Below are 22,502 nucleotides of genomic sequence, written 5' to 3' on the forward strand. Positions count from 1 at the left end.
GTGACCCACCTGCCGGACGGTGAACGCCTGACCGCCGACGACCACCTGTTCGTCGTCATGGAACAGGTGATGGGCGTCCCCGTCATCCCCCAGGTGATCTGGCGGGTGGATGCGTCCGGACCTGTACTCGACCACGTGGCGGAGGTTGGACGACGGCTCACTGCAGGACGGCTGTCCCGGCTCGTCCGACGTACACGCGGGCCCGTCCGCGACCGCTGGGTGTACACCGCACGCGCCGGACACGTCCGGATCGACCCGGACCCGGTGGCCCCGGATGAGGTGACCGGGTGGCTGCACGACCGGCTCGAGACCGACATCGACAGCGTCCACGGGCCGGCCTGGGAACTCAGCGCCGTGCCCACCACCGACGGTCACGTCATCGTCTCCCTGGTGCGCAGTCATGTCGTCGCCGACGGTGCGGCGATGATCCGGGCGGTCACCGAGGCCGTCACCGGGCAGGCCAGGACGCCCCACCACCGGGTGCGCCGCCGCGACAGCGTGCGCGACGCCCTGTCACTGCTCACTGCGGCAGGCCGGGCGGCAGCATCGATGCGGAACTCAGCGGCAGGGGGAGCGTCCGTCCCGGAGAACCACGGAGAGGTGCCGGCAGGACCGGCGGTGGTGCCGACCGTGGCAGTGCGGGTCGACGCCGCACGGTTCGATGCCGTGGCGTCCTCCCGCGGTGGAACAGCAAACACCCTCTTCCAGGCCGTCACGCTGGGTGTCCTGGCCGGCTCGGGGCGCGTCAGCGAGGGAGACACCGTACCCCTCGCGGTGCCCATGTCCGTCAGGGACAGGGACAGGGACAGGGACAGGGACGGGACGGACGACGAGGGCGAGCTGGACCTGCGCGCCAATGCGACCACCGGTGCCACGGTCACCGTCCGTCTGGATGCCGGGCGGTATGACGACCTCGGAGAGATCCGTGCCGCGGCGAAGGCGGCCTACCGGGACGTCGCCACCCGTACGGGCCCCGACAAGGTCGCTGCCATGGCGCAGGTCGCGCAGGCCCTGCCCGATGCCGTGGTCCGCCGTGCCGCCGCCGGATCCACCACACCGCTGTGCCTGGCCTCGAACCTGGGGGAACCGTCGGGTGCGTTCACCGGGCTGGGGCTGGACCACGGGCGCGAACACGGGCTGGACCACACCGCCTGCGATGTCGCCCTGCGCTCGGTGATCCGCGCCGGGTCCGCACGCGAGCTGGCTGCCCGACAAGGCGGGGTGAGTGCGTGGGCGGTCCAGACCGGGTCAACGCTGTCACTGTCCTTCACGTCCCTGGATCCGGTCCACGTGCGCGATGCTGCTCACCTGCTGGACCTGGTCCGACAGGAGATGGCCCGGTGGGGTCTGGAGTGGGGCGGCGACGTCACCCGGTGGCTGTAGGGCGGTGCAGGGTGCCGGTATGCGACGATGTTGCACACCACTGGCGAGAGGAACACCTATGAGCGCAACCGCGCGCCACATCGTATGGATCAACGGCGCATTCGGTGCGGGGAAGACGACTGCCGCGCGGATACTCGCGGATGAGATTCCGGGTGCTGTCATCATCGATCCCGAGGAGATCGGTGCCCTGCTGCGGCCGGTTCTCCAGCCGGTGGCCCCGGTGCGGGACTTCCAGGAGTGGCCCGCGTGGCGACAACTCGTTGCCGCCACGCTCAACGCTGTTCTGCGGGAGTTGCCAGAGGACGGGCCGGCGCTGGTCATTGTTCCTCAGACCGTCCTCGTCGAGCAATACTGGTCAGAGATCATTTCTGACCTTGATCCGTCGGCGCGACTCACACCTGTGGCGTTGCACGTCGATCAGGAGGAGCACCGCCGTCGTGCGACCGAAGACACCGAGGAGCCTGGTGCGCTCCGGTGGCGACTCAGTCGGTTCGCGTCCTTCCGCGAGGCCGGGTGGATCCGGCGTGAATTCATCGGCGTCGATGTCTCCGAGCTCAGCCGGGATGCGACGGTCGCGGCGATCCGCGGCGTGACCGTGCCTCTGTGGGACGGTCGAGCAGACCACGAGTGACCTGCTGTGGCAGAGGCAATGGCCCCGTGGCAGAGGTACCGGGCGGTTTCAGGGTCCAGAACGACCGTCGCCTCTGCCGCCGGACCGTTTGCTCTGCCACCCTCTCCGGCGCACATATGCCACCCTTCGTGGGGCACGGATGCCAGCGCGCCCCGGCCTACCTCAGCGCCGCCGACAGTCGGTCCAGCACCCCGCCCATGACCTGACGTGCCTCCGGTGTATCCGGGTACTTTGCGCGGACGGCCAGACCGTCGCGGGTGCGCGAGAACCACAGCTGGGCGGTGTCGGTGGGAGAGGTCGACGAGATGTAGCGCGCCTGCGGCAGCGGGTCGCCACGGTGGCGGAAGTCCATGTAGGACACCATCGGCACCACACCGGCAGGCAGCGCCGGTCGGCATTCCCGGATCATCGTCTCCAACGGGAGACCTGCCACGGTCACCGCGTCGCGTAGCCAGCGTGCCGTCGATACGGGGTCACCGGCACGGGCGACGACGGGAGCGTTGCTGACCATCCAACCGATGACATCGTGGCGCGGGTCATCCCGCCGTCCCCGGGTGTGTACCGGGATGACCGTGGCGAACTCCGGGGAGCCGGTCACGGGTTCCATCGCCTCGGCCAACGCGGTGAGGATGACGGCGAACGTGCGATGGTCGAGGTCCCCGTCGAGCGCCGCCGCAGGTGTGAGGCTCCGGACGTCGTGGACCGGCTCGGTCATGCCCGTGCTGAGCTGCACCGGGAAGGCAGGGACATGACCCTCGGTGACCGTGAAGAACCGTTTCCACACGTCCAGCGCCGCCCCGGTGGTTGCGGAGGTGTCTGAAGCGGGGGTCGGTTCTGTGTCGGCGTCGGTGACAGGACGGCCGTGCAACGCGTCCCACAGCCGTCGCAGCGCCAGGTCGATGCTGAGCATGTCGCCGTGGACATGGTCGACGGCGAAGAGCAGTGTGGTCCCGGCCCGTGCAGCGTAGACACCCGGCACCGCACCAGGCAGACATGCTGCAGCGATCCGGTCGGCCAACTCAACCTCCGTCGGCACCGGACGGACCTGGCCGACCGAGACCGTCAGTGCGTCGGGGGAGAACGTCGCATGGACGTCATCCGAGGCGACGCGGCGCAGGGATGGTGCACCGACGACGACGGTGTGCACTGCGTCGGCCAGCTCCGCGTCCGACCATGCCGGTGCGTCGTCGGGACCGCTGATGTCCACCGTGCCCCCGATCCACGTCGACCGTCCTGACGCGGCGACGGCGGCGAGATGGTTGCGCTGGTTGAACGTGAGGGGGACGCGGGGCCCCGACGGTGCGCCCGCCCACTGCAACTCCAGCTCCACGAAAGACCCGGCCAGGGGAACGTGATCGAGGTAGGTGACGTCCATCCGAGGTCTCAGACAGCGGCGAGAATGTCGTGGACCGTGGCGACGTAGGTCTCCACCGATTGCCGGGCGGTCGGGTTGTCCGGCGCCTGGGAGCCGATGCCGAGTCCGTCGGCGTTGCGGTAGACCCACAGGTTGGCGTTGCTGGTCCTGCCGAAACCGGTGAACAGGCGGATGTCCGCGCCGTCGGGTTCCTCGAACCACCCGAGGTCGAGGTAGGTCACCATCTGCGGGCTCCCCATCACTGACGGGTCCACCTGTCCGCTGAGGATCAGGTGTCCCAGCGAGGCGTGCACCGGCTCGTCCAGCGCCGCCTTCAGGCGCGCCTGGGCGGTCACGACGTCGGGCAGGACGTCCTCCACCGTCGTGCCGCTGACGGGGAAGTACAGCGGGGTGAAGTTGCAGAACCAGCCCTGGGAGACGGCGTAGCGGCGACCACGGGTCGCGGAGACCACCACCGTGGCGTAGTGGTCCTCGCCGGTGAGCCGCGCGTGCGCCAGGCCGAGCGCGGCGTACACCACGGTGCTGAAACTGACCTGGTGTTCGCGGGCGAGTGCACGCAGGCGGCCGGTCAGGTCCGGGTCCGCCAGAACGCCGTCGATGCCGACGACCGGTTGCGGTTCGCCGTCGACGATGCCGGTGGGCAGCGGAAAGTCCGGGACGCGGCCACCGGTGATCTCGAACAGGCCACGCCAGGCACGGACACCGGGGGAGTCGTCCCCCACCGCGGCGGCCCGCTCATGCTCGTCCCGGATGTAGTCGAGGAAGCTCGGACGCGTCTGCGCGGCCAGTGCCTGCGCAGCGGGCCCCGTGTCGCCGGTGTAGCGGGCCATGAGTTCCAGTAGCCCGGTCATCTGGGAGATCCCGTCGCCGGAGGCGTGGTCCAGGGCGAGCAGCAGGTCGAAGGACCGGCCGTCCTCCCGGGCCGCCGTGACGACCGCGAGAGCAGGCGCGTGATCGAAGACGGCGGTGGTGGCGAGCAGGTCGGTGACGGTGCCGGTGACCGGTGCAGGCACAAGGTCGACGGCGTCGGCGGGCACCGTCCGACGACGGATCGAACCGTCCGGTGCGTCGCCGTCCACCGACAGCGTGGACCGGAGCCCCTCGTGCGCGGCGACGAAGTCGTTGACCGCGCGGGTGAGTCGCTCCCGGTCCGGGACGCCGGGCAGTGTCGCCACCGAACAGGTGTAGGCGTGGTGCCGTCGTCCCTGTGCCCGTCCCGCCAGCACGCCGCGGACATGGTCGGTCTGCAGGAAGGATGCCGGGGTGGGGTCGTCGGCGGTGGCGGCGTAGGCGGCGGTCATGGTCTCGGAAGGCAGCCACGTGGTCACCGTGCCCTGGGGCGACCAGTCGTGTCCGTCGATGATTCTCATTCGTACATCCGCTCGTGAGGGGTGGAAGAGGACATGTCAGCCCCTGACTATAGGTCGGCTGCGCGGCCGCCGCAGCACAGTGCCGCATCAGAGGGACAGCTTGAACCCCTGGTGGCTGGCGGTGTATCCCAGCCGCTCGTAGAAACGGTGGGCGTCCGTCCTCGTGACGTCGGAGGTCAGCTGGGCCAGTGTCGCCCCGCGGGAGCGACCGTAGGCGTGGACCCGGTCGAACAGGGCCGAGCCCAGCCCGCTGCCACGTGTCCCGGCGGCGACCCGGACCGCCTCGATCTGCAGGCGGGTCGCTCCGCCGCGGGAGAGTCCGGGGAGCAGGGTCAGTTGCATGGTCGCCACCGCGGGACCGGAGGTCGGCGAGTTCTCGCGCACGATGAGGAGAAGATGGTTCGGGTCCGCGTCGATCCGGCGGAACGCCTCCATGTAGGGCGCCAGGGACGACGACTCCCGTGTCCGTCCCAACGGATCGTCGGTGAGCAGCGCGACGATGTCGGCGACGTCGACGTCCCGGGCGCGGGACAGGTGGAACGTGCGGCCGTCGAGGGTGAGGGTCTCCGGGTCCGTGTCGTCCGTGTCGTGGTCGTCCATGATGGTCATGCTACGTGCGTACGATCGCCCAACCATGCGGCGTAGCGGCGTCGGGCGAGCGTGTCCCGGACCTGTTCGACCCCGAAGGCCCACAGGGCGCTGGTGCGGACGCTCGCCGGGCGGCCCCTGCCCAACCGACGCAGCTGGTAGCGGACCCGGGCCATGGACGCCGCCGACGCCAGCGCCTTGTCCCGGATGCGGACGCGGGGGACGGTGACAGCGGCGTCCTGTCCGCTCTTCCAGGCGTTCGGGAGACCGGGGTCGACGGCCAGGGCGGTTCCGATGCCGACAACGGCGACGCCGCTGTCGATGACCTGCTCCGCGACGGGACGGCGGGTCACTCCACCGGTGACCATCAGCGGGACGGGACTGTCGGCGACGAGTTCCTCGGCGAGTTCCAGGAAGTAGGCCTCGCGTGCCGCGGTACGGGCGTCCTGCCCTCCGACGGGGTTGCCGGTCATCGCGGGACTCTCGTAGCTGCCGCCTGACAGTTCCACCAGGTCCACGCCCAGTGGGGCGAGCCAGTCGATGACCTGCCGGGCGTCGTCCTTGTCGAAGCCGCCACGTTGGAAGTCCGCCGAGTTCAACTTCACGGCCACCGCGAAATCCGGGTTGACCGCCGTACGGGTGCGTCGGGTGATCTCGAGCAGCAGGCGTGCACGGTTGTGCAGGCTGCCGCCCCAGTCATCGGTCCGGGTGTTCGACAACGGTGACAGGAACTGGGACAACAGGTAGCCGTGCGCGGCGTGGATCTCGACGCCGTCGAAGCCGGCGCGTTCTGCCTGGCGGGCGGTGTCGACGAACCGGTCGACGGTGGCGGTGATCTGTGCCTCCGTCATCTCCTCGGGGACGTCGAACAGGGCGCTGGTGCGACCGGTGTCCACCTTGGTGGCGGACGGGCCCCACGTCACCCCCGGCATGTTCTTCTGGATCTGCCGGCCGGGATGGTTGATCTGCATCCAGACCTTCCCGCCGCCGCCGTGTGCGGCGGCGGCCCACCGCCGGTAGGGCTCCAGGGGCGTGTCCTTGTCGAGCACGACACCGGCGGGCCCGGTCAGTGCGGCGTCGTGGACCATGACGTTTCCGGTGATCAGCAGGCCCGCGCCACCGCGTGCCCAGGTGCGGTAGAGGCTGGTCAGCATGGGGCCGGGGAGCTGGCCGGCGGTGGCCATGCTTTCCTCCATGGCTGCCTTGGCGATGCGGTTGGGAAGAATCTGGCCGTTGGGGAGGTTGACCGGAGTGAACAGCGGGTGTGACATGATTTCCCTAGTCATAGGTGTATGTGTACGGTGCTTACATGAAGATAGGAGAGGATGTTATCGATGTCAACATCGGGGTCAGTGACAACACAGAGTTACCACCACGGAAATCTCCGGCAGGCGTTGATCGACGCTGCCGTCGAGATGCTCGAGCAAGGGGAAAACTTCTCGCTACGGGCCGTCGCACGCTGGGCGGGCGTGTCGCAGACGGCACCGTACCGGCACTTCTCGGACCGGTCGAAGCTGGAGTCCGCCGTCGCTGCGCAGGGGTTCCGTGCGCTCGGTGAAGAGCTTTCCGTGAGCGGGGAAGGGTCGTCGTCACCTGAGGGCCTCGCGGACTTCGCGGTCGCCTACGTCCGCTTCGCGGTGGAACGTCCTCGGATGTTCCGGCTGATGTTCGGGAGTGAGTGTGACGACGAGAACGATGAACGTGTGCAGGCTGCCGGCATCCTGCAGGCGGCCCTGACGGAGAGTCTCCGGGCCGTCTACCCGGACAGGGCGGTCGACGACCTCGCCGTCGGGCTGTGGAGCACCGCCCACGGCCTGGCGTTTCTCCACCTGGACGGTAAATTCCCGGCGGAGCCTGCCGGGGAGATGTACGACCGGGTCCGCTCTGCGTTCCTGGCGGTGCTCGGGCTGGCGGGGTAGAGGGGCCGAGGGGGGCATCTCGCGAATTGTTCTAGCTCCGTGCACACTTTCGGGAGTCTGGCGTACACGAGGCTAGAACCTTTTCGTCGCTCGGGGGTGTTGACAGCGTTCACATCTGGTTTTACTCTGGGGCGCGTGTCCGGTGCACCGCCGGAACACGCAGTACACACTGACCACCGTTCTGCGGCAGGGTCACCTGCCCCGCGTGAGACCACGAGAGGTACATCTCCATGATCAACGTCCTGATGGCAGTCACCGCCGCACGGCACTGGACCCTCACCGACGGAACCGAACACCCCACCGGCTTCTGGGCCGAAGAATTCCTCGTCCCCTACGAGATCTTCACCAGCGCCGGATTCGACGTCACCGTCGCGACCCCCGGGGCCGCTACTCCGGTCGTCGATGAACTCAGCCTGGGGCTCACCGGCGGCGTTCTTCCTCACACGGTCAAGAAGTTCCGTGCGAAGCTCGGGGAACTCGCCCCGGTCCTCGAGAACACCGCCGACCTGCACGCGATCACCGAGGATGACGTCGACGGCTACGACCTGGTGTTCTACCCCGGCGGGCACGGGCCGATGGAGGATCTCGCCGTCGACAAACTCTCCGGCAGGATCCTCACCCACCGACTGGCCTCGGGTCGCCCGCTGGCACTGCTGTGCCACGCCCCGGCAGCCCTGCTCGCCACCGTCGACGACGACGGCACCACGCCGTTCGCCGGTCGACACGTCACCGGACTCTCCAACCGTGAGGAGCTCGTCAACTCCTTCGCGAAGAAGGCTCCCTGGCTGCTCGAGGACAAGCTCAAGGAGATCGGCACCGACTACGACAAGGCGCTGATCCCCTTCCGTCCCCATGTGGTCCAGGACGGCAACCTCTTCACCGGCCAGAACCCGCAGTCATCGAAGAAGCTCGCAGAAACGCTCGTCTCCACCCTCAGCTAGAACCTCTCTAGAAAGGACGACCCATGAACGCGAACCCGAAGAACATCTCCCTCGAGCCTGCCGCCCAGGCTTTCGCCGAAGCCACCTCCGAGCCCCCGTTCCTCTACCAGCTCCCTCCGGAGGAAGGCCGCAAGGCCGTCGACGAGGTGCAGGACGAGGAGATCCACAAGCCTGAGATCGACGAAGAGTGGATCACCGTCACCGGTGGCCCCACCGGTGAGGTGCCGACCCGCATCGTGCGCCCCGCGGGCTCCACCGGCGTCCTGCCGGTCGTGCTGTACACCCACGGGGCCGGCTGGGTCTTCGGCGACGCCCACACCCACGACCGGCTCGTCCGTGACCTCGCCGTCGGAACCGGTGCGGCAGTCGTTTTTCCGGAGTACGTCCGAGCACCGGACGCACAGTACCCGTCGCAGAACGAACAGTCCTACGCCGTCGCCCAGTGGATTGTCCAGCACGGTGCCGAGCACAACCTGGACCCCGAGCGCGTGGCGATCTCGGGTGACTCCGTCGGCGGCAACATGGCCATCGCCCTGAACATCATGGGCAATGAACGCGGCGACGTGTCCTTCAAGGGAGCTGCGCTGTTCTACCCGGTCACCGACGCGAACTTCGACACGGAGTCCTACCGGGAGTTCGCCGAGGGGTACTTCCTCGCCCGCGACGGGATGAAGTGGTTCTGGGACCAGTACACCACTGACGAGGACGCCCGGAACGAGATCACCGCCTCCCCGCTGCGTGCCTCCGAGGAGGAACTGGCATTTTTCCCGCCGACGCTGGTGATCACCGCCGAGGCCGACGTGCTGCGCGACGAGGGGGAGGCCTTTGCCGCGAAGTTGCGCCGCGCCGGGGTGCAGGTCACCCAGGTCCGCTACGGCGGAATCATCCACGACTTCGTGATGGTCAACTCCATGCATGACACCCCACAGGCTGTCGCTGCCGTCGCCCAGGCCGTCGCACACCTGAAGGACGTGCTCGGTATCGAAGGGTAGGGTCCACGCCGGGCGGCTCGGCCATCGCCGTACGTCTGGAGCTATGGCCTCTGTCACACTTTGCTGCTAGCGTCGCGTTCACACATAACCGATGACTTTCAGGGTTCGTGAGTGGTATGAAGAGCTTCTACGTGCAGGTAGAGTGCGACCAGTTCGACAGTACAGAATTTACCGCCGGACCTTGGGGGCCGGATACGCAGCACGCGGGGCCGCCCTCGGCTTTGCTCACTAGAGCATTTGAGATGTATGAGCCGCGGGAGTCGACCCGCCTGGCTAGGGTTGCTGTTGATATTCTCTCGCCTGTCCCCGTCGATCGCCTGAGTGTGCAGACTGCATCGGTGATCTCGAGGAGGAATGTCGAGCTTCTCGAGGGAACAGTGTGCGCCGGTGGCACGACGGTTTTGCGGGGTCGCGCATGGAGATTCTCGAAAGCTCCGACAGGTATACCGGCAGTGGGTGCCCAAAGAACCATTTCACCGGTCCCAGACCAGGGAACAGCCAAGCTTCCCGGAGCGCACATGGACGGATATATGTCAGTCGTCGACTGGCGGTTCGCCAGTGGGGGTTTTATGCAACGGGAACCGTCGAGTGCGTGGTTGCGGCCCCGGATCCCCTTGTTGACGCAGGAAGAACTGACGCCGTGGCAACGGACGATGATCGTCGCAGACTCAGGGAGCGGCGTTCATATGCCACTGAATCCAATGGAAACGCCGACGGTCAACTGTGATCTCGTCGTCACACTTGACCGGGATCCTGTCGGTGACTGGATCGGGTTGGAGGCTGCTACAACAATTGTCCCGGACGCGGGGGGAACGACGAACGTGCGTATCAATGACGAAGATGGAGTAGTGGGCTCGTCAAGTCAAGTTCTCTTTATCCGCTCACGCACCGAGACATAGTGGCGGGGAATACAATAGCGCTGGCTGGAATATGCGGGCTGCACCACCGGGAAAAGACGGAGTCCACTGTGTGATTCCTCTGACCAGTTAATGTGATGATGCCGTCGAGTCGCCGCACAGGGCAATCCAGAGGGGATTCGTGCCCTGTGCGGCGGCTCAGGTGTCTGCGGTGCGGTGGCAGTGAACGGAACAGAGGTGTTCCGCTGTCCCGTCTCCTCGTCACTCAGGGCAGGAGCAGCACCTTGCCCACCGAATCAGCGGAGTCGAGCATCTCGTGCGCGGCGCGGGCCTCCGAGAGGGGCAGCGTCGCCGAGATCACCGGTTTCACCGTCCCGTCCGCCACCAACGGCCACACGTTCCTGACGACTTCCGCGGTGATGTCTGCCTTGGAGCCGGGGCCGGTCAGCGGGCGCCGACGCACATTCGTGCCGATCACGCGGGCCCGTTTGTTGATCAACGCACCGATGTCGAGGTCGCCGTGGGTGCCGCTCATCATGCCGATGATCACCAGCTTCCCGCCCGGGGCGAGCACCCGGACATTGCCCGGCAGGTACTTCGCGGCGATGATGTCGAGGACCACGTCCACCGAGCCCTCGAGCTCTTCGGCGAAGTCCTGCTCGCGGTAGTTGATCACCCGGTCCGCACCGAGTTCGCGTGCCCGTTCGGCCTTGCCCTCGGACCCTACGGTGACGATCACCGTGGCGCCGATGGCTTTCGCGACCTGAATGGCGTGGGTGCCGATTCCGCTGCCGCCACCGTGGATCAGCACGGTCTGACCGGCGGTCAGGCCCGCCTCCATCACCAGGTTCGACCACACCGTGGCCGCGGTCTCCGGCAGTGCGGCAGCGTCCACCAGGGACATGCCTGCGGGGATCGGCATCAGTTGTCCGACGGGGACCACGGCGTACTCGGCGTAGCCACCGCCGGAGATGATCGCGGCGATCTCGTCGCCGGGGGCCCATTGTCCGTCCCGTGCGACATTGTCCCCGACCTCGGTGATCACCCCGGACAGTTCCATGCCGATGATGTCGGTGATGCCGGGCGGCGGCGGGTAGTTGCCTTCCCGCTGCATCACGTCGGCGCGGTTCACGCCGGCGGCGACGACTTTCACCAGGACCTCGTCGGGTCCGGGGGTCGGCACCGCGGTGTCTTCGAGGTCCAGGTTGTTGTTCCGGATTGCTTTCATTGTCGTGTCTGTCATTGCGAGATCCTTCCGGAGAGCGCCAGGGTGAGGCGCCGGGGAGCCAGTCGCGCGATGGTGGCGACGACGGCATTTCTGCGTCCCGAGACGATGCTGGGACGGGGTTTCTTTCGGTCGAGTTCCTGCAGCGCCAGCGAGACGACCTGGCCGGCGGTCTGGAAGGCGCCGACAGCAGCGTCTGTACCGTCGGTACCGTCCGTGACACTGCCGAGGACGTCGAAGAACTCGGTCTTCGTCGGCCCGGGACTCAGGGCCACGACGCGTAACGGTGATGTCCTCGTCTCGAAGGCGAGCGCCTCGGTGAGGGAGAGGACGTAGGCCTTCGTCGCGCCGTAGGCCGCCATGCCCGGCGTGGGCTGGTAGGCGGCGGTACTGGCGACGTTGAGCAGGACGCCCGGTCCACCGGTGCGTCGTGAGCGGTCCACCAGGCGGGGCAGCAGGAGACGGGTGAGGTCCGTGAGGAGCCCGACGTTCAGGTCGATCATCCCGGACAGATGCCCGGGGTCTTCATCGGTGAACTGACCACCCATGCCGAAGCCCGCGTTGTTGATGAGGGAATCCACCTGCAGGTTGCGTTCGTCCAGCGTCTCCACCAGGGACGCTGCCGCACCCGGGGCGGCCAGGTCCGCGGCGATCACGGAGACGGTGACTCCGTGGTTCTTCTCGAGACGGGCCGCGAGGTCGGCGAGGCGGTCCTCCCGGCGGGCGACGAGCACCAGGTCGGCACCGCGGGCGGCGAGCTGGGAGGCGAACTCCGCTCCCAGGCCCGAGCTCGCCCCGGTGATCAGCACGGTCGTTCCGTTGTAGTCCGCCACAGCTACTTCACCCCCGGCAGTTTCTTGGCCAGGCGCAGGGCGCCCGTCATGACCTTCGCGTAGCGTCCGGCGTCCAGCCAGTCCGGTGCGCCGACCGGCAGCAGCCGTTCCACGGCGATGGTCTGCGACTCCGTGTACTTCATGATGCCGTGTTCTCCGTGACGACGTCCCACTCCGGACGCCTTCATCCCGCCCATCGGAGCGTCGACGGAACCCCAGGTGGGGGCGTAGGCGTCGTTGACGTTGACGGTGCCGGCCTCGAGTTGCTCGGCGACCCGGCGTCCGCGGGCGGTATCGCTGGTCCACACGCTGAAGTTGAGCCCGTACTCGCTGTCGTTGGCCAGTCGGATCGCCTCCTCTTCACTGCTCACACGGTAGAGGGAGACGACCGGACCGAAGGTCTCGTGGTCGAAGACGGTCATGTCCGCGGTGACGTCGGTGAGGATCGTCGGCTCGTAGAACAGGGGACCGAGGTCGGGACGTGCCTGTCCGCCGGCCAGCACCGTCGCGCCCTTGTTCCGGGCGTCCTCCACGTGGTCGCTGACGGTGGTGAGCTGCTTCTGGGACACCAGGGACCCCATGTCCGCGGAGTAGTCCAGGTCGGGGGAGAGCGTCATGTTCTTCGCCGCGGCGGCGAAACGGGAGGTGAACGAGTCCCACATCGAGTCCGGGACGTAGATCCGTTCGATCGAGATGCACAGTTGACCGGTGTTGGAGAACGATGCCCTCACCGCGCCTGTGACGGCCTTGCCGATGTCGGCGTCGTCGAGGACGAGCAGGGCGTTCTTGCCGCCGAGTTCCATGGAGTAGTCGATGAGGTGCTCACCGGCCTGGGCGGCGACGGTGCGGCCGACCGCGGTGGAGCCGGTGAACATCAGGAAGTCGGAGTGCTCGATGATCGGGGTGCCCAGCTCCGATCCGCGACCCGTCACGACCTGCACCAGTCCTTCCGGCATGCCCGCCTCCTCCAGGAGTTGGACCGCCCACAGGGTGGCGTAGGGGGTCTGCTGGTCCGGTTTGGTGAGGATCGCGTTGCCGGCGATGATCGCCGGCAGGGAGTCGCTGATCCCCAACGTCAGCGGGTAGTTCCACGGGGAGATGACCCCGACCAGGCCCTTGGGGTGGTGGACCTCCACGACCTTGGTCAGCGAGAGCTGGATCCCCTGGCGACGTTTCGGTTTCAGGTAGTCGGCGGCGGTGTGGGCGTAGTAGCGGGCGTTCACGGCGACATCCATGATCTCCTCGTAGGCGTGACGGCGGGCTTTGCCGTTCTCCCGCTGAATGAGATCGAGGACCTCGTCCTGACGCTCCAGGACGAGGTCGTGGAAGCGCATCAGGACGTTCGCCCGTTCCTCGACGGGGCGTGCGGCCCAGGCACGCTGGAGACGGCGGGCGCGCGTCGCGGCGGCGGCGACGTCCTCCGCGGTGGAGGCGGGGACGGTGCCCATCACCTCTCCGGTCATGGCGTTGGTGATCTCCAGGACGCGGTCGGGGTCGGCGACCTGCACGCGTCGGGCGAGCCTGTCGAGGAATTCGGTGGTGGAGGGGTCGATGCCGGGGAAGGTGGCGGAAGAGGTGCGTGACATGGTGGTTGTTCTTTCTCGCGCGATGCGGGGGTTATCGGCTGGCGACGGAGATCGGTGCGGGCATGTGCAGGGCGATCTGTGATTCGGTGGCGACGTCGAGCTGCATCGGCCGGATGAACTCCAGCGAGCGGACATCGTCGGAGACCCGGCCGGAGCCGAGGGTGAGGTCAATGCCACGGGGGAACATCGTGACCCCGCCGGAGAGCACGTTGGTCTGGGTGAGCGTGGAGTGCCAGTTCTCGCCGATCTGCGTGTACGAGGTGAGGGAGCCGACCTTCTCGCCGCTGCGGTAGCGCTTCTGCTTCGGGGTGGACGCGGTGAGGGAGATGTCGTTGGTGCCGTTGTCGTTGAAGACCTGGGCGGAGACACGCCTGTCGTCGATGTTCACGTCGATGTCGGTCCGCCACTTCGGGAAGCCGTATCCGTCGTGACCGCGGACCTGCGCGATGTCGGTGTTGACCGGCAGTGACAGGACGTAGGCGTGGAGGTGGTTGTTGCCGAGTCCGGTGACGAGATCGGCGACACCGACCTTGCCGTGGCGGGCGGGGCGTACGGCCACGCCGACGGCGGTCTCGGTGTAGAAGTCGATGTCGGCGACGTCGTAGCGGAAGAACATGACGAATCCGAGGGCGATGCCGGGGGCGACTTCCAGCGGGTCGAGTTCGGCGGGCAGACGCTTGCGTGCGGCGCTGGACTTGGCGAGGAAGGCGACGCGGGCGGTGGAGTTACGGTAGTAGAAGTTCGGCGTCAGGGTCTCGCCGATGGGGGAGTCGACCTTGGTCTTGGTGAGTGTGCGGAAGAAGTCGACGCTGCTGACCCGTGGGTCCTCCGCGATGGCGTCGAGGTCGGGGTCCATCCGGTAGCGGTCGTAGAGGCCACCCTTGGGGACTTCGACGGTGCGGTTCCCGAGGGTGACGGAGACGGTTCCGGTGGAGTGGGATGCAGAGGAGGTGTTGGACGAGGAAGACATGGCGTGGAGCCCTTTCGCGAGTTGACGGTGCTTACATCGACGAACCGTAGTCCGGTGCGTGAGCAGTGTCAACATCTGCGCGGAAAATGTTCAGTCCAGTGAGAACTGCCGGGCGGTGGAGGTCGCCCAACGGTCGAGGAACTCCGGGCCGAATGTGGTGAAGTCGCTGCCGAGCTGGTTGAACACCTCGGCGCTGACCGTGCCGATGAGGCTGATCCAGGCGTCGACACCGGCGGCGAGGAGTTGCGGAGGGAGCTGCGCCATTCCGAGTTCGCCGGCGGAGGACTGGAGCTCCGCCGCAAGCGCTGTGGACGGTGGTGGCGTGGGGGCCTGGTCACTGAGTGTCCCACGGGAGAGGATCTCCAGGAGGGCGACCATCACCCGGGTGCCCGCGGGGGTGGTCTCGTCCGGCGGGGCTGCGTAGCCCGGCACCGGCGTGCCGTAGATCAACGCCCACCGCGAGGGGTTGGCGACGGCCCACGAGCGGACCCGGTGTGCCAGCGAACTGAGCCGGGAAAACTGTCCTGCGTCATCGCTGTGGGGCAGGGGGACGGTGGCGTCGGCCAGGTCGTTGTAGGCGTCGATGACGAGCAGCGTCACCAGCTCGTCCCGGTTCTTCACGTGGCGGTACACGGCCGAGGATGCGACGCCGAGCCCGCGGGCGATCTCCCGGACCGAGAGGTCGGCCGCGCTACGGGTGGCCAGTTGTTCGCGTCCGAGCCGGAGGATGCCGTCGCGCATCTCGGCGCGTGCCTGGGCGTGGGTGCGGCGTGGCTGGTTCATGTCGTCGAGTGTTCCACGGGATCCCGGCGGCGACAAGAAAGTGAGCACTGCTCTTGATATTGGCGGCACCAGGCAGTAGCGTCAGGGTTCAAATAGAGAGCGCTGATCACAATATGGAGGACTCATCATGCGGTACGTCATCACCGGAGCAGGTCAGATCGGTCGCCAGCTCGCTCGGGACCTGCTCGACGCCGGGCACCATGTCACCGTGATTCGTCGAGGAACCGAGGTCGAGGACGGGGCGGAACTCATGCAGGGGGACGCCGGCGACCGCACCCTGATGGAACGTGCCGTCGCCGGTGACGGCGACACCGCGTCCGCGATCTTCCACTGCATTCACACGGCCTACGATTCGACCGCGTGGCGCCGGGACCTCCCGCACCGCGAGCAGGTGGTGATGGACGTGGCGGCGGACGTCGGCATCCCCGTCGTGTTCCCGGAGTCCGTCTACGCCTTCGGCACCCGCGCCCGGGATCTCAGCGAACCACTGACGTCGGACGCCGTAGCCCCCGTCTCGCCCCTGGGTGCGGTGCGCGCGGAACTCCTTGCTGCCCGGCGGTCACACCCCGCCCGGACGGTGTCTGTGGTGGCGGCGGATCTCGTCGGCCCCACCGCAGAGTCGAGCTCCTCAGTCTTCCATCTTCTGGTGTTCGGCCCGGCAGGTGCCGGACGGACAGCCTGGGTGCTGGGCGACCCGGATGTGGAACGGTCGATGACGACGATCCCGGACCTCACGTCGGCGATGGCCACCGCCGCCGAGGAGGCGGGCGCCCTCGCCACGGACGGTGACGCCGTCCTGACGGCACCGTCCACCGGTCCGTTGCCGCAGCGGACGATGGCCGAGGACATCGCGCGGGCTGCCGGCGTCCGACGTCGACCGGTACGGAAGACGCCGTGGTGGGTGGTGCGGCTGGCGGGGTTCTTCTCCGCGACGATGCGCGAGCTCCACGGCAACCGCGACCTGTGGGATGCTCCGGCGGTGATCCGCCCCGGCATCCTGCAGACCGGCTACGGAATCACGCCGGCAACCTGGGATGACGTGGCCCGCGACACCGTCGGCAGGGCACCGTCCGCAGATTAGGCGGAGTCGTCGGCGGAGAGATCCTTCCAGTCACCGAGCAGCTCACGGGTCGTGTCCGCCAGTGCCGCCTGCAACAACGGGCCGAAGGAGATCCGGCCGACCCCTGCGCGGGCGGCGTCGGCGAAGCTCATCGAGCCGGGAATCGCACCTGTGCGTGGGTGGGCCGTGACGTTCACGGGGGTGGAGACCTCGTCGAGGATGCGCTGCAGTGCGTCGGTGGAGGGGATCAGCACCGGGTACAGGGAGTCCGCGCCCGCGTCCTCCAGGAGCCGGAGGCGGGTCAGGGCGTCGTCGAGCTTGGCCTCGTCGTCACCGTCCTTGGTGAACGCGTCCGTCCGGCCGTTGATGACCAGGTGCACGTCCTGCGCCTCGGCGGATGCGCGTACCGCGCCGATGTAGGCGGCGTGCTCCTCGGGGCTGCGGTAACGGTCGTCGGAGTGGACCGTGTCCTCGATGTTCACGCCGACGGCACCGGCGTCCAGCACCTGCTGGACGAGTTCGGCGGGCTGAAGACCGAGCCCGGACTCGACGTCCACCGACACCGGGACACTGACGGCGGCGGTGATCCGTCCGACGACCTGGAAGTACAGGTCAACCGGGGTGTTCTCTCCGTCGGGATAGCCGAGGGAGTCGGCCACGGGGTGCGAACCCACGGTGAGGCCGTCGAAGCCGGCGTCTTCGGCGAGACGAGCGCTCCACACGTCCCACACGGTGGGGAGGACGAGGGGTGCGCTGCGGTGATGGAGGTCGAGGAGGAGTTGGGCCTTCTGGCTGAGTTCAGCGGTGGTGTGCGACATGACGCCACGGTACGCCGATACGGGGTGAGGGTTGAGCCTGACGGTGTTCCGCCCGTGTCACGGAGATTCGGTGCACGGTGGTCTCAATTGCTCGATCCTGGCGTGGAACGCCCGGGCAGCGTTCACCGGCGGTGCCTGCAGTGCCGTCGCCACCTTGACTCGGGCGGCGTCAGTTCGTACGCGCTGCTTCTCCTCCCACTCCCTCTTCGTCTGTTCCGAACGACGGTGGTTCCGGATCGCGACGATGCCGATACCGATGCCGATGAGCACGGGCACCCACACCTTGGAGTACTCGGCCAGGAACCCCACCCACCACGGAGCGTCCCAGCTCGGCAGGTTGATGTCGGGCCAGGGGATCGACGGGAGATTGACGGACGGCAGGTTGATGTCCGGCCACGGAATCGAGGGGAGGTTGATCTCCCAGTCGGGGAGGTACTGGGAGAGCCACTGCCACAACCGGCGTAGCAGTCCTACGATCAGTGGCCCCAGGACGATGACCCCCAGCGCCCACCCACCCTTGCCGATCCCACCGAGGAGCGGGTAGAGCCACCGCTTGAACGCGGAGCGCTCCATGGCCTGCTGTCGTTTGGCTGCGCGCGAGCCGGCAGGGGCGTCGAGGAGGACGGCAGTGTCCCGGACGCGGACGGTGATGCTGCGGATCCAGGAGTCCGCCCAGTTGGACTCGATCTCCAGGAAAGGCTTGAGGACGGCCTCCTGGTGGCCGTACTCACCGGCGTCGGGCCGCTTCCCGGAGTCGTCGAGTGTCTTCTCCGAGAGGTCGATCTTGGTGTTGCTCAGCGACTTCTTCCGTGCGATGACGGTGCCCCCGATCCGGACGAGGAGGCGGGGTGAGTCCGAGGTGCTCTTCCCCTGCGGGAAGTGCGGGTCCAGTGCGCGCAGCTCCCGTCCGGTCCCGGTGGACACCTCGATCCGCCCGAGGGACGGGTGTGTGATGCTCCAGGTCTCTGCGGTCATCGGCGTGCACGAATCAGTCGAGACAGAACTCGTTGCCTTCGACGTCCTGCATGACCAGGCAGGACTCGTTCACACCGTCGGCTGGTAACAGCCGCAGACGCCGCGCACCGAGCGCCTCGAGTCGGGTGGCCTCCGTCTCAAGTGCGGTGACGCGTTCGTCACCGCGCAGCCCCGTCCCCACACGGACGTCGAGGTGCACGCGATTCTTCACGGTTTTGGGCTCGGGAACGCGCTGGAAGAAGAGTCGCGGCCCGGTCCCCTCGGGATCCTGGCACGCCCAGGCGGAACCCTGGTCCTCCTCGGGGAGGGAGGCGTTGAAGGCGTCCCAGGAGTCGAAGCCTGATGGCACCGGAGGATCCACGTATCCGAGGGTCGCTTTCCAGAACTCGGCCACTACCATCGGCTCCCGGCAGTCGAAGGTGATCTGCACCTGCCTTGTCGCACTCATGTTGACCAGCGTAGCCGTCATTGTGGCGTGCAGGGGCGATGGTCGGATGATCGAGGGCGGGCGCCTGGTTACGGTTGGCAGTTTGCCTGGTTTCGCCTTGGCAGATCGCCTAGTAGGATGATGGCAGATTGCCTAGTTTCCGGAATACCCCGTGGTAGAATCCTCATATGCCGTATAGGACCCGGGGCTTGATGGAACCCTCGGTCTCACTTCGAGAGCTTCTTACGGGTGACCGGCCCGACATCACCGGGAGGTCCGGGTTCGGATTGTCGGACTACACGGATGAGATCCTACGTTCGGTATTCCCCGGTATTCGCCACCTGCCGGAACGGGCCAGGGATATCCAGCTCGACAGCTACCTCTCCAGAATCGTGGAGCGGGAGATGCCGGAGAACGGCATCTCTATCCGCCGTCCGTCAGCTCTTCGGGCGTGGTTGGCCGCATACGGTGCAGCGGTATCTTCAGACGCGTCCTATTCGAAGATCCTTGATGCGGCTACCCCTGGAGATGATGAGAAACCTGCCCGCGCCACGGTAGACGCCTACCGTGAGCATCTCACCCGGTTGTTCATACTCGATCCGATTCCAGCTTGGGCCCCTGCATTCAATCCTCTGAAGCGGCTCACCCTCGCACCGAAACACCAGTTGGTCGACCCTGCGCTTGCTGCTCGACTGGTCAGAGTCGGCAGGGACGGATTGCTTCGCGGTGAGGGAGTCCGTGTGGCGGCGGGTGTCGGAACGTGGCTGGGTGCGCTTTTCGAGTCATCCGTTGCACAGAGCGTTCGTGTGTATGCCGATGCGACTGAGGCAACGACCTCGCATCTCCGAACCCGGGACACCACGCATGAAGTCGACTTGATCGTGGAAGGAGGCGATCGCCGTATCGTTGCCGTAGAAGTTAAGTTGGCGGCCAGCGTCAGTGATAAGGACGTGAGGCACCTCAACTGGATCGAAGATCAACTCGGTGACTAGGTGGCAGATAAAGTACTGGTCACTACGGGAGAGTATGCGTACCGGCGCCCTGACGGAGTTGCCGTGGTTCCGTTCGCCCTGCTTGGTCCGTGAGTCACTGGACACTGGGGTTATCGGTACGCACAGCCCCTAGCGGAAGTTCCCGGCGTGCAGTGCGCCGGCCAGCGGTGCGAGCTCCGGGACGGTGGACGCCTCGTCCAGCGCGTCCTCGAGCGTGCGGTCGTGGGTGGGACGGGCGGCGTTGAGCAGGTCGCGGCCGTCGTCGGTGAGTTCGGTGTAGATGCCGCGGCGGTCGTCGTCACAGAGGATGCGGCGCAGCAGTCCACGGTTCTCCAGGCGGCTGACCAGCCGCGTCGTGGCGCTGGGGGAGAGTGCCGCGGCGCGGGCGAGTTGTGCCATGCGCATGTGCCAGCCGTCCTGGCGGTCCAGGGAGTCCATGACGGCGAACTCGACGACGGACAGGTCGTGGCCGTCCTTCAGCGCCCGTTCCAGGGCGGTGTCGATCGCGCCGTGCAGGGCGGCGAGCGTGCGCCATCCGCGGGTGCGGACTTCGACGGCGTCGTCGGAGATGCTCATGCGGACCACTATAGCCGACTTGCGCGCATATCCCGCGTGTGCAACTATCTTCAACGTTGCGCGTGCAACTAATGCACATGCAACTGATGCATACGCAAGGAAAGGACGCTCCCCACCATGCCCGCTGCGCTCTACGCACTGGCCCTCGGCGGATTCGGCATCGGTCTCACCGAATTCGTGATCATGGGCCTGTTGCCCGAGGTCGCCGTCGACTTCGGTGTCACCGACACCGCCGCCGGATACCTGATCTCCGGCTACGCACTCTCCGTCGCCGTCGGCGGCATCATCCTGACCGTCGCCCTGCGGGGCCTGGAACGACGCAAGGCCCTGCTCAGCCTCCTCGTCCTGTTCATCATCGGCAACATGATGTCCGCGCTCGCGCCCACCTATGAATTCATGCTCGCCGGACGCGTCGTCGCCGCGCTGTGCCACGGTGCCTTCTTCGGTATCGGGGCCGTCGTCGCCGCCGATCTCGTCGCCCCCGCCCGCCGCGCCGGCGCGATCTCCGTCATGTTCGCGGGGCTGACCATCGCCAACGTCGCCGGTGTCCCGTTGGGGACATTCATCGGTCAGGCCTTCGGCTGGCGCGCGACCTTCTGGGCCATCACCGCGATCGGCCTGGTCGCGTTCGCCGCGCTTGCCGCTCTCGTCCCCGCCACGCCGGCGACGGGTGGTTCGGTGCGTCAGGAGTTCGCGTTGTTCCGGTCCCGGCAGGTCTGGCTGTCGATGGCAGTGACCGTGCTCGGTTACGGCGGCATGTTCGGTGCCTTCACCTACATCGCCTTCACCCTGACCGAGGTCTCCGGGTTCTCGTCCTCGACGGTGCCGTGGCTGCTCGTCATCTTCGGTGTCGGCCTGTTCGTCGGCAACCTCGCCGGAGGACGTGCCGCCGACCGTAACCTCGGCGCCACCCTGATCGTCCTGCTCAGCGTACTCACCGTGATCCTCGTCGTCTTCGCGGCGACGGCGACCAACCAGGTCGCGACCGTGATCGCCCTGGGGTTGATGGGAGGTGTCGGCTTCGCGACGGTTCCAGGACTGCAGATGCGCATCATGAACTACGCGTCGGACGCCCCGACGTTGGCCTCGGGGGCGAACATCGCCGCCTTCAACGTCGGCAACGCCGTCGGTGCGTGGATCTCCGGCCTGGCCCTCGCCGCCGGCCTCGGCTACACCTCCCCGCTCTGGGTCGGCGCGGCTGTCACCGTCCTCGGCCTCGTCCTGCTCATCGTCGCGACACGCCTCCGCGGCGGCGAATTCTCCGGGACGACGGCGGCCTCGACATCGACGACGACGGCTGCCGCCACCCCCTCCGTCCAGGCACCCGCCTGATTCACGAAAGAAGACAACCATGATCCCCACCGTCACCCTCAACGACAGCACGACCATGCCGCAGCTCGGCTTCGGCGTCTTCCAGGTTCCCGACGACGACGCCCACCGCGCCGTCGCCACCGCCCTGGAGACCGGGTACCGCAGCATCGACACCGCCGCGGTCTACGGCAACGAAGCCGGTGTCGGCCGCGCGGTCGCCGAATCCGGCCTGCACCGCGACGACCTGTTCATCACCACCAAACTCTGGGTGGACGGACTGTCGCGGGACGGCGTCCGTCCCGGCCTTGAGGCGAGCCTCGAGCGACTCGGCCTCGACTCCGTCGACCTCTACCTCATTCACTGGCCTGCTCCGGCGACGGACGGCTACCTTCGTGCCTGGGAGGGCATGGAGGAGGTCCGGGAGCTGGGGCTGGTCCGCTCGATCGGTGTATCCAACTTCCTCCCGGAGCACCTGCAGCGGCTGGTGGACCTCGGTGGAACCGTCCCGGCGGTCAACCAGGTCGAGCTGCACCCGGCTCTGCAGAACCGGGAGACCGTCGCCGCGAACGCCAGCCACGGTACCGCCACTGAGGCGTGGAGTCCGCTGGGACAGGGAGCTGCACTCTCTGACCCCGTGGTCGCGGAGATTGCCGCGACACACAGCGCGACGCCGGCGCAGGTCGTCCTGGCCTGGCACCTGCAGCAGGGTCGGATCGTGATCCCCAAGTCCGTCACCCCGGCACGGATGGCCGAAAACCTCGACGCCACCCGACTCGTCCTGCGGGAGGAGGACCTCGAGGCACTCGACGGGCTCGACCGGGACGCCCGCACGGGCCCGGATCCGAAAAACTTCAACGGATAAGCGGTATCGTTCCGGAGACATAACTATG

At 67.3% G+C, this 22,502-nt stretch carries 23 protein-coding genes; 10 read left to right on the forward strand and 13 right to left on the reverse strand.

Annotated features, from left to right (window positions below):
• Together BJF89_RS16930 and BJF89_RS16935 are read left to right on the forward strand one after the other, a co-directional pair.
• Positions 1–1,383: a hypothetical protein gene (locus tag BJF89_RS16930; RefSeq protein WP_083651030.1), complete on the forward strand. Its 1,383-nt coding sequence runs from the start codon at positions 1–3 to the stop codon at positions 1,381–1,383.
• A gap of 58 nt (positions 1,384–1,441) precedes the next feature.
• Complete coding sequence (locus BJF89_RS16935) at positions 1,442–2,014, forward strand: AAA family ATPase (protein ID WP_075816232.1); 573 nt, start codon at positions 1,442–1,444, stop codon at positions 2,012–2,014.
• A gap of 157 nt (positions 2,015–2,171) precedes the next feature.
• On the opposite strand, the gene BJF89_RS16940 is transcribed toward BJF89_RS16935, so the two are convergent.
• From BJF89_RS16940 to BJF89_RS16955, 4 genes are all read right to left on the reverse strand, one after another.
• The gene (locus BJF89_RS16940; protein ID WP_075816233.1) at positions 2,172–3,389 is read right to left on the reverse strand and encodes a hypothetical protein; all 1,218 of its coding nucleotides are present in this window, start codon (positions 3,387–3,389) and stop codon (positions 2,172–2,174) included.
• A gap of 8 nt (positions 3,390–3,397) precedes the next feature.
• Positions 3,398–4,759 carry a condensation domain-containing protein gene (locus tag BJF89_RS16945; RefSeq protein ID WP_075816234.1) on the reverse strand — a complete coding sequence of 454 codons (1,362 nt, stop codon included), beginning with the start codon at positions 4,757–4,759 and terminating at the stop codon, positions 3,398–3,400.
• A gap of 87 nt (positions 4,760–4,846) precedes the next feature.
• Positions 4,847–5,359 (reverse strand): GNAT family N-acetyltransferase, encoded by a 513-nt coding sequence (locus BJF89_RS16950; protein ID WP_075816306.1) that lies wholly within the window; start codon positions 5,357–5,359, stop codon positions 4,847–4,849.
• A gap of 5 nt (positions 5,360–5,364) precedes the next feature.
• Positions 5,365–6,633 (reverse strand): NADH:flavin oxidoreductase/NADH oxidase family protein, encoded by a 1,269-nt coding sequence (locus BJF89_RS16955; protein WP_075816235.1) that lies wholly within the window; start codon positions 6,631–6,633, stop codon positions 5,365–5,367.
• Between the two features lie 66 nt (positions 6,634–6,699).
• Between BJF89_RS16955 and BJF89_RS16960 the strand changes: the two genes are divergently transcribed.
• The 4 genes from BJF89_RS16960 (at position 6,700) to BJF89_RS20100 (ending at position 10,098) form a co-directional block, all read left to right on the forward strand.
• Complete coding sequence (locus BJF89_RS16960; protein ID WP_369803762.1) at positions 6,700–7,266, forward strand: TetR/AcrR family transcriptional regulator; 567 nt, start codon at positions 6,700–6,702, stop codon at positions 7,264–7,266.
• A gap of 230 nt (positions 7,267–7,496) precedes the next feature.
• Positions 7,497–8,207, forward strand: coding sequence for a type 1 glutamine amidotransferase domain-containing protein (locus BJF89_RS16965; protein ID WP_075816237.1), 711 nt, complete (start codon positions 7,497–7,499; stop codon positions 8,205–8,207).
• A 23-nt stretch (positions 8,208–8,230) separates the two neighbouring features.
• Complete coding sequence (locus BJF89_RS16970) at positions 8,231–9,199, forward strand: alpha/beta hydrolase (protein ID WP_075816238.1); 969 nt, start codon at positions 8,231–8,233, stop codon at positions 9,197–9,199.
• Between the two features lie 116 nt (positions 9,200–9,315).
• The gene (locus BJF89_RS20100; protein WP_083651033.1) at positions 9,316–10,098 is read left to right on the forward strand and encodes a thioesterase family protein; all 783 of its coding nucleotides are present in this window, start codon (positions 9,316–9,318) and stop codon (positions 10,096–10,098) included.
• A gap of 223 nt (positions 10,099–10,321) precedes the next feature.
• Here BJF89_RS20100 and BJF89_RS16980 read toward each other — a convergent pair whose 3' ends face one another.
• The 5 genes from BJF89_RS16980 to BJF89_RS17000 all read right to left on the reverse strand — a co-directional run bounded on the left by BJF89_RS16980 (position 10,322) and on the right by BJF89_RS17000 (position 15,453).
• A complete protein-coding gene (locus BJF89_RS16980; RefSeq protein ID WP_075816307.1) occupies positions 10,322–11,284 on the reverse strand; it encodes an NAD(P)H-quinone oxidoreductase in 963 nt (320 codons plus the stop codon).
• An 11-nt stretch (positions 11,285–11,295) separates the two neighbouring features.
• The gene (locus BJF89_RS16985; RefSeq protein WP_075816240.1) at positions 11,296–12,114 is read right to left on the reverse strand and encodes an SDR family oxidoreductase; all 819 of its coding nucleotides are present in this window, start codon (positions 12,112–12,114) and stop codon (positions 11,296–11,298) included.
• Positions 12,115–12,116: 2 nt separating this feature from the next.
• A complete protein-coding gene (locus tag BJF89_RS16990; RefSeq protein WP_075816241.1) occupies positions 12,117–13,700 on the reverse strand; it encodes a succinic semialdehyde dehydrogenase in 1,584 nt (527 codons plus the stop codon).
• A gap of 31 nt (positions 13,701–13,731) precedes the next feature.
• On the reverse strand, positions 13,732–14,670 hold the full coding sequence (locus BJF89_RS16995) for an acetoacetate decarboxylase family protein (RefSeq protein WP_075816242.1): 939 nt from the start codon (positions 14,668–14,670) through the stop codon (positions 13,732–13,734).
• Positions 14,671–14,760: 90 nt separating this feature from the next.
• Entirely contained in the window at positions 14,761–15,453 is a 693-nt protein-coding gene (locus tag BJF89_RS17000) for a TetR/AcrR family transcriptional regulator (RefSeq protein ID WP_075816308.1), read from the reverse strand.
• A 127-nt stretch (positions 15,454–15,580) separates the two neighbouring features.
• On the opposite strand from BJF89_RS17000, the gene BJF89_RS17005 reads away from it, so the two are divergent.
• The gene (locus BJF89_RS17005) at positions 15,581–16,534 is read left to right on the forward strand and encodes an NAD-dependent epimerase/dehydratase family protein (RefSeq protein ID WP_075816243.1); all 954 of its coding nucleotides are present in this window, start codon (positions 15,581–15,583) and stop codon (positions 16,532–16,534) included.
• On the opposite strand, the gene BJF89_RS17010 is transcribed toward BJF89_RS17005, so the two are convergent.
• The 3 genes from BJF89_RS17010 to BJF89_RS17020 are packed head-to-tail and all read right to left on the reverse strand — an operon-like array spanning position 16,531 to position 18,754.
• A complete protein-coding gene (locus BJF89_RS17010) occupies positions 16,531–17,331 on the reverse strand; it encodes an isocitrate lyase/phosphoenolpyruvate mutase family protein (protein WP_075816244.1) in 801 nt (266 codons plus the stop codon). The two genes, BJF89_RS17005 and BJF89_RS17010, sit on opposite strands and share 4 nt — an antisense overlap.
• A gap of 57 nt (positions 17,332–17,388) precedes the next feature.
• Entirely contained in the window at positions 17,389–18,306 is a 918-nt protein-coding gene (locus BJF89_RS17015) for a hypothetical protein (protein WP_075816245.1), read from the reverse strand.
• 13 nt (positions 18,307–18,319) lie between these two features.
• Positions 18,320–18,754 (reverse strand): VOC family protein, encoded by a 435-nt coding sequence (locus tag BJF89_RS17020; protein ID WP_075816246.1) that lies wholly within the window; start codon positions 18,752–18,754, stop codon positions 18,320–18,322.
• A gap of 167 nt (positions 18,755–18,921) precedes the next feature.
• On the opposite strand from BJF89_RS17020, the gene BJF89_RS17025 reads away from it, so the two are divergent.
• Complete coding sequence (locus BJF89_RS17025; RefSeq protein WP_255372718.1) at positions 18,922–19,725, forward strand: ATP-binding protein; 804 nt, start codon at positions 18,922–18,924, stop codon at positions 19,723–19,725.
• Positions 19,726–19,854: 129 nt separating this feature from the next.
• Here the strand turns inward: BJF89_RS17025 and BJF89_RS17030 are convergent, their stop codons facing one another.
• The gene (locus tag BJF89_RS17030) at positions 19,855–20,301 is read right to left on the reverse strand and encodes a MarR family winged helix-turn-helix transcriptional regulator (RefSeq protein ID WP_075816309.1); all 447 of its coding nucleotides are present in this window, start codon (positions 20,299–20,301) and stop codon (positions 19,855–19,857) included.
• Between the two features lie 117 nt (positions 20,302–20,418).
• Here BJF89_RS17030 and BJF89_RS17035 point away from each other — a divergent pair, with 117 nt between their 5' ends.
• Entirely contained in the window at positions 20,419–21,633 is a 1,215-nt protein-coding gene (locus tag BJF89_RS17035) for an MFS transporter (RefSeq protein WP_075816247.1), read from the forward strand.
• A gap of 19 nt (positions 21,634–21,652) precedes the next feature.
• Complete coding sequence (locus BJF89_RS17040) at positions 21,653–22,474, forward strand: aldo/keto reductase (RefSeq protein ID WP_075816248.1); 822 nt, start codon at positions 21,653–21,655, stop codon at positions 22,472–22,474.
• Positions 22,475–22,502 lie beyond the last annotated feature (28 nt).

It is taken from the genome of Corynebacterium sp. CNJ-954 (assembly GCF_001942345.1).
GTDB lineage: Bacteria > Actinomycetota > Actinomycetes > Mycobacteriales > Mycobacteriaceae > Corynebacterium.

What these genes read in the sequence shown, in the direction of transcription:
- BJF89_RS16935 (WP_075816232.1), top strand. Translation starts at nt 1,442, where the DNA reads ATGAGCGCAACCGCGCGCCACATCGTATGGATCAACGGCGCATTCGGT.
- BJF89_RS16940 (WP_075816233.1), bottom strand. Translation starts at nt 3,389, where the DNA reads ATGGACGTCACCTACCTCGATCACGTTCCCCTGGCCGGGTCTTTCGTG.
- BJF89_RS16945 (WP_075816234.1), bottom strand. Translation starts at nt 4,759, where the DNA reads ATGAGAATCATCGACGGACACGACTGGTCGCCCCAGGGCACGGTGACC.
- BJF89_RS16950 (WP_075816306.1), bottom strand. Translation starts at nt 5,359, where the DNA reads ATGGACGACCACGACACGGACGACACGGACCCGGAGACCCTCACCCTC.
- BJF89_RS16955 (WP_075816235.1), bottom strand. Translation starts at nt 6,633, where the DNA reads ATGACTAGGGAAATCATGTCACACCCGCTGTTCACTCCGGTCAACCTC.
- BJF89_RS16965 (WP_075816237.1), top strand. Translation starts at nt 7,497, where the DNA reads ATGATCAACGTCCTGATGGCAGTCACCGCCGCACGGCACTGGACCCTC.
- BJF89_RS16970 (WP_075816238.1), top strand. Translation starts at nt 8,231, where the DNA reads ATGAACGCGAACCCGAAGAACATCTCCCTCGAGCCTGCCGCCCAGGCT.
- BJF89_RS20100 (WP_083651033.1), top strand. Translation starts at nt 9,316, where the DNA reads ATGAAGAGCTTCTACGTGCAGGTAGAGTGCGACCAGTTCGACAGTACA.
- BJF89_RS16980 (WP_075816307.1), bottom strand. Translation starts at nt 11,284, where the DNA reads ATGAAAGCAATCCGGAACAACAACCTGGACCTCGAAGACACCGCGGTG.
- BJF89_RS16990 (WP_075816241.1), bottom strand. Translation starts at nt 13,700, where the DNA reads ATGTCACGCACCTCTTCCGCCACCTTCCCCGGCATCGACCCCTCCACC.
- BJF89_RS16995 (WP_075816242.1), bottom strand. Translation starts at nt 14,670, where the DNA reads ATGTCTTCCTCGTCCAACACCTCCTCTGCATCCCACTCCACCGGAACC.
- BJF89_RS17000 (WP_075816308.1), bottom strand. Translation starts at nt 15,453, where the DNA reads ATGAACCAGCCACGCCGCACCCACGCCCAGGCACGCGCCGAGATGCGC.
- BJF89_RS17005 (WP_075816243.1), top strand. Translation starts at nt 15,581, where the DNA reads ATGCGGTACGTCATCACCGGAGCAGGTCAGATCGGTCGCCAGCTCGCT.
- BJF89_RS17010 (WP_075816244.1), bottom strand. Translation starts at nt 17,331, where the DNA reads ATGTCGCACACCACCGCTGAACTCAGCCAGAAGGCCCAACTCCTCCTC.
- BJF89_RS17015 (WP_075816245.1), bottom strand. Translation starts at nt 18,306, where the DNA reads ATGACCGCAGAGACCTGGAGCATCACACACCCGTCCCTCGGGCGGATC.
- BJF89_RS17020 (WP_075816246.1), bottom strand. Translation starts at nt 18,754, where the DNA reads ATGAGTGCGACAAGGCAGGTGCAGATCACCTTCGACTGCCGGGAGCCG.
- BJF89_RS17025 (WP_255372718.1), top strand. Translation starts at nt 18,922, where the DNA reads ATGCCGTATAGGACCCGGGGCTTGATGGAACCCTCGGTCTCACTTCGA.
- BJF89_RS17030 (WP_075816309.1), bottom strand. Translation starts at nt 20,301, where the DNA reads ATGAGCATCTCCGACGACGCCGTCGAAGTCCGCACCCGCGGATGGCGC.
- BJF89_RS17035 (WP_075816247.1), top strand. Translation starts at nt 20,419, where the DNA reads ATGCCCGCTGCGCTCTACGCACTGGCCCTCGGCGGATTCGGCATCGGT.
- BJF89_RS17040 (WP_075816248.1), top strand. Translation starts at nt 21,653, where the DNA reads ATGATCCCCACCGTCACCCTCAACGACAGCACGACCATGCCGCAGCTC.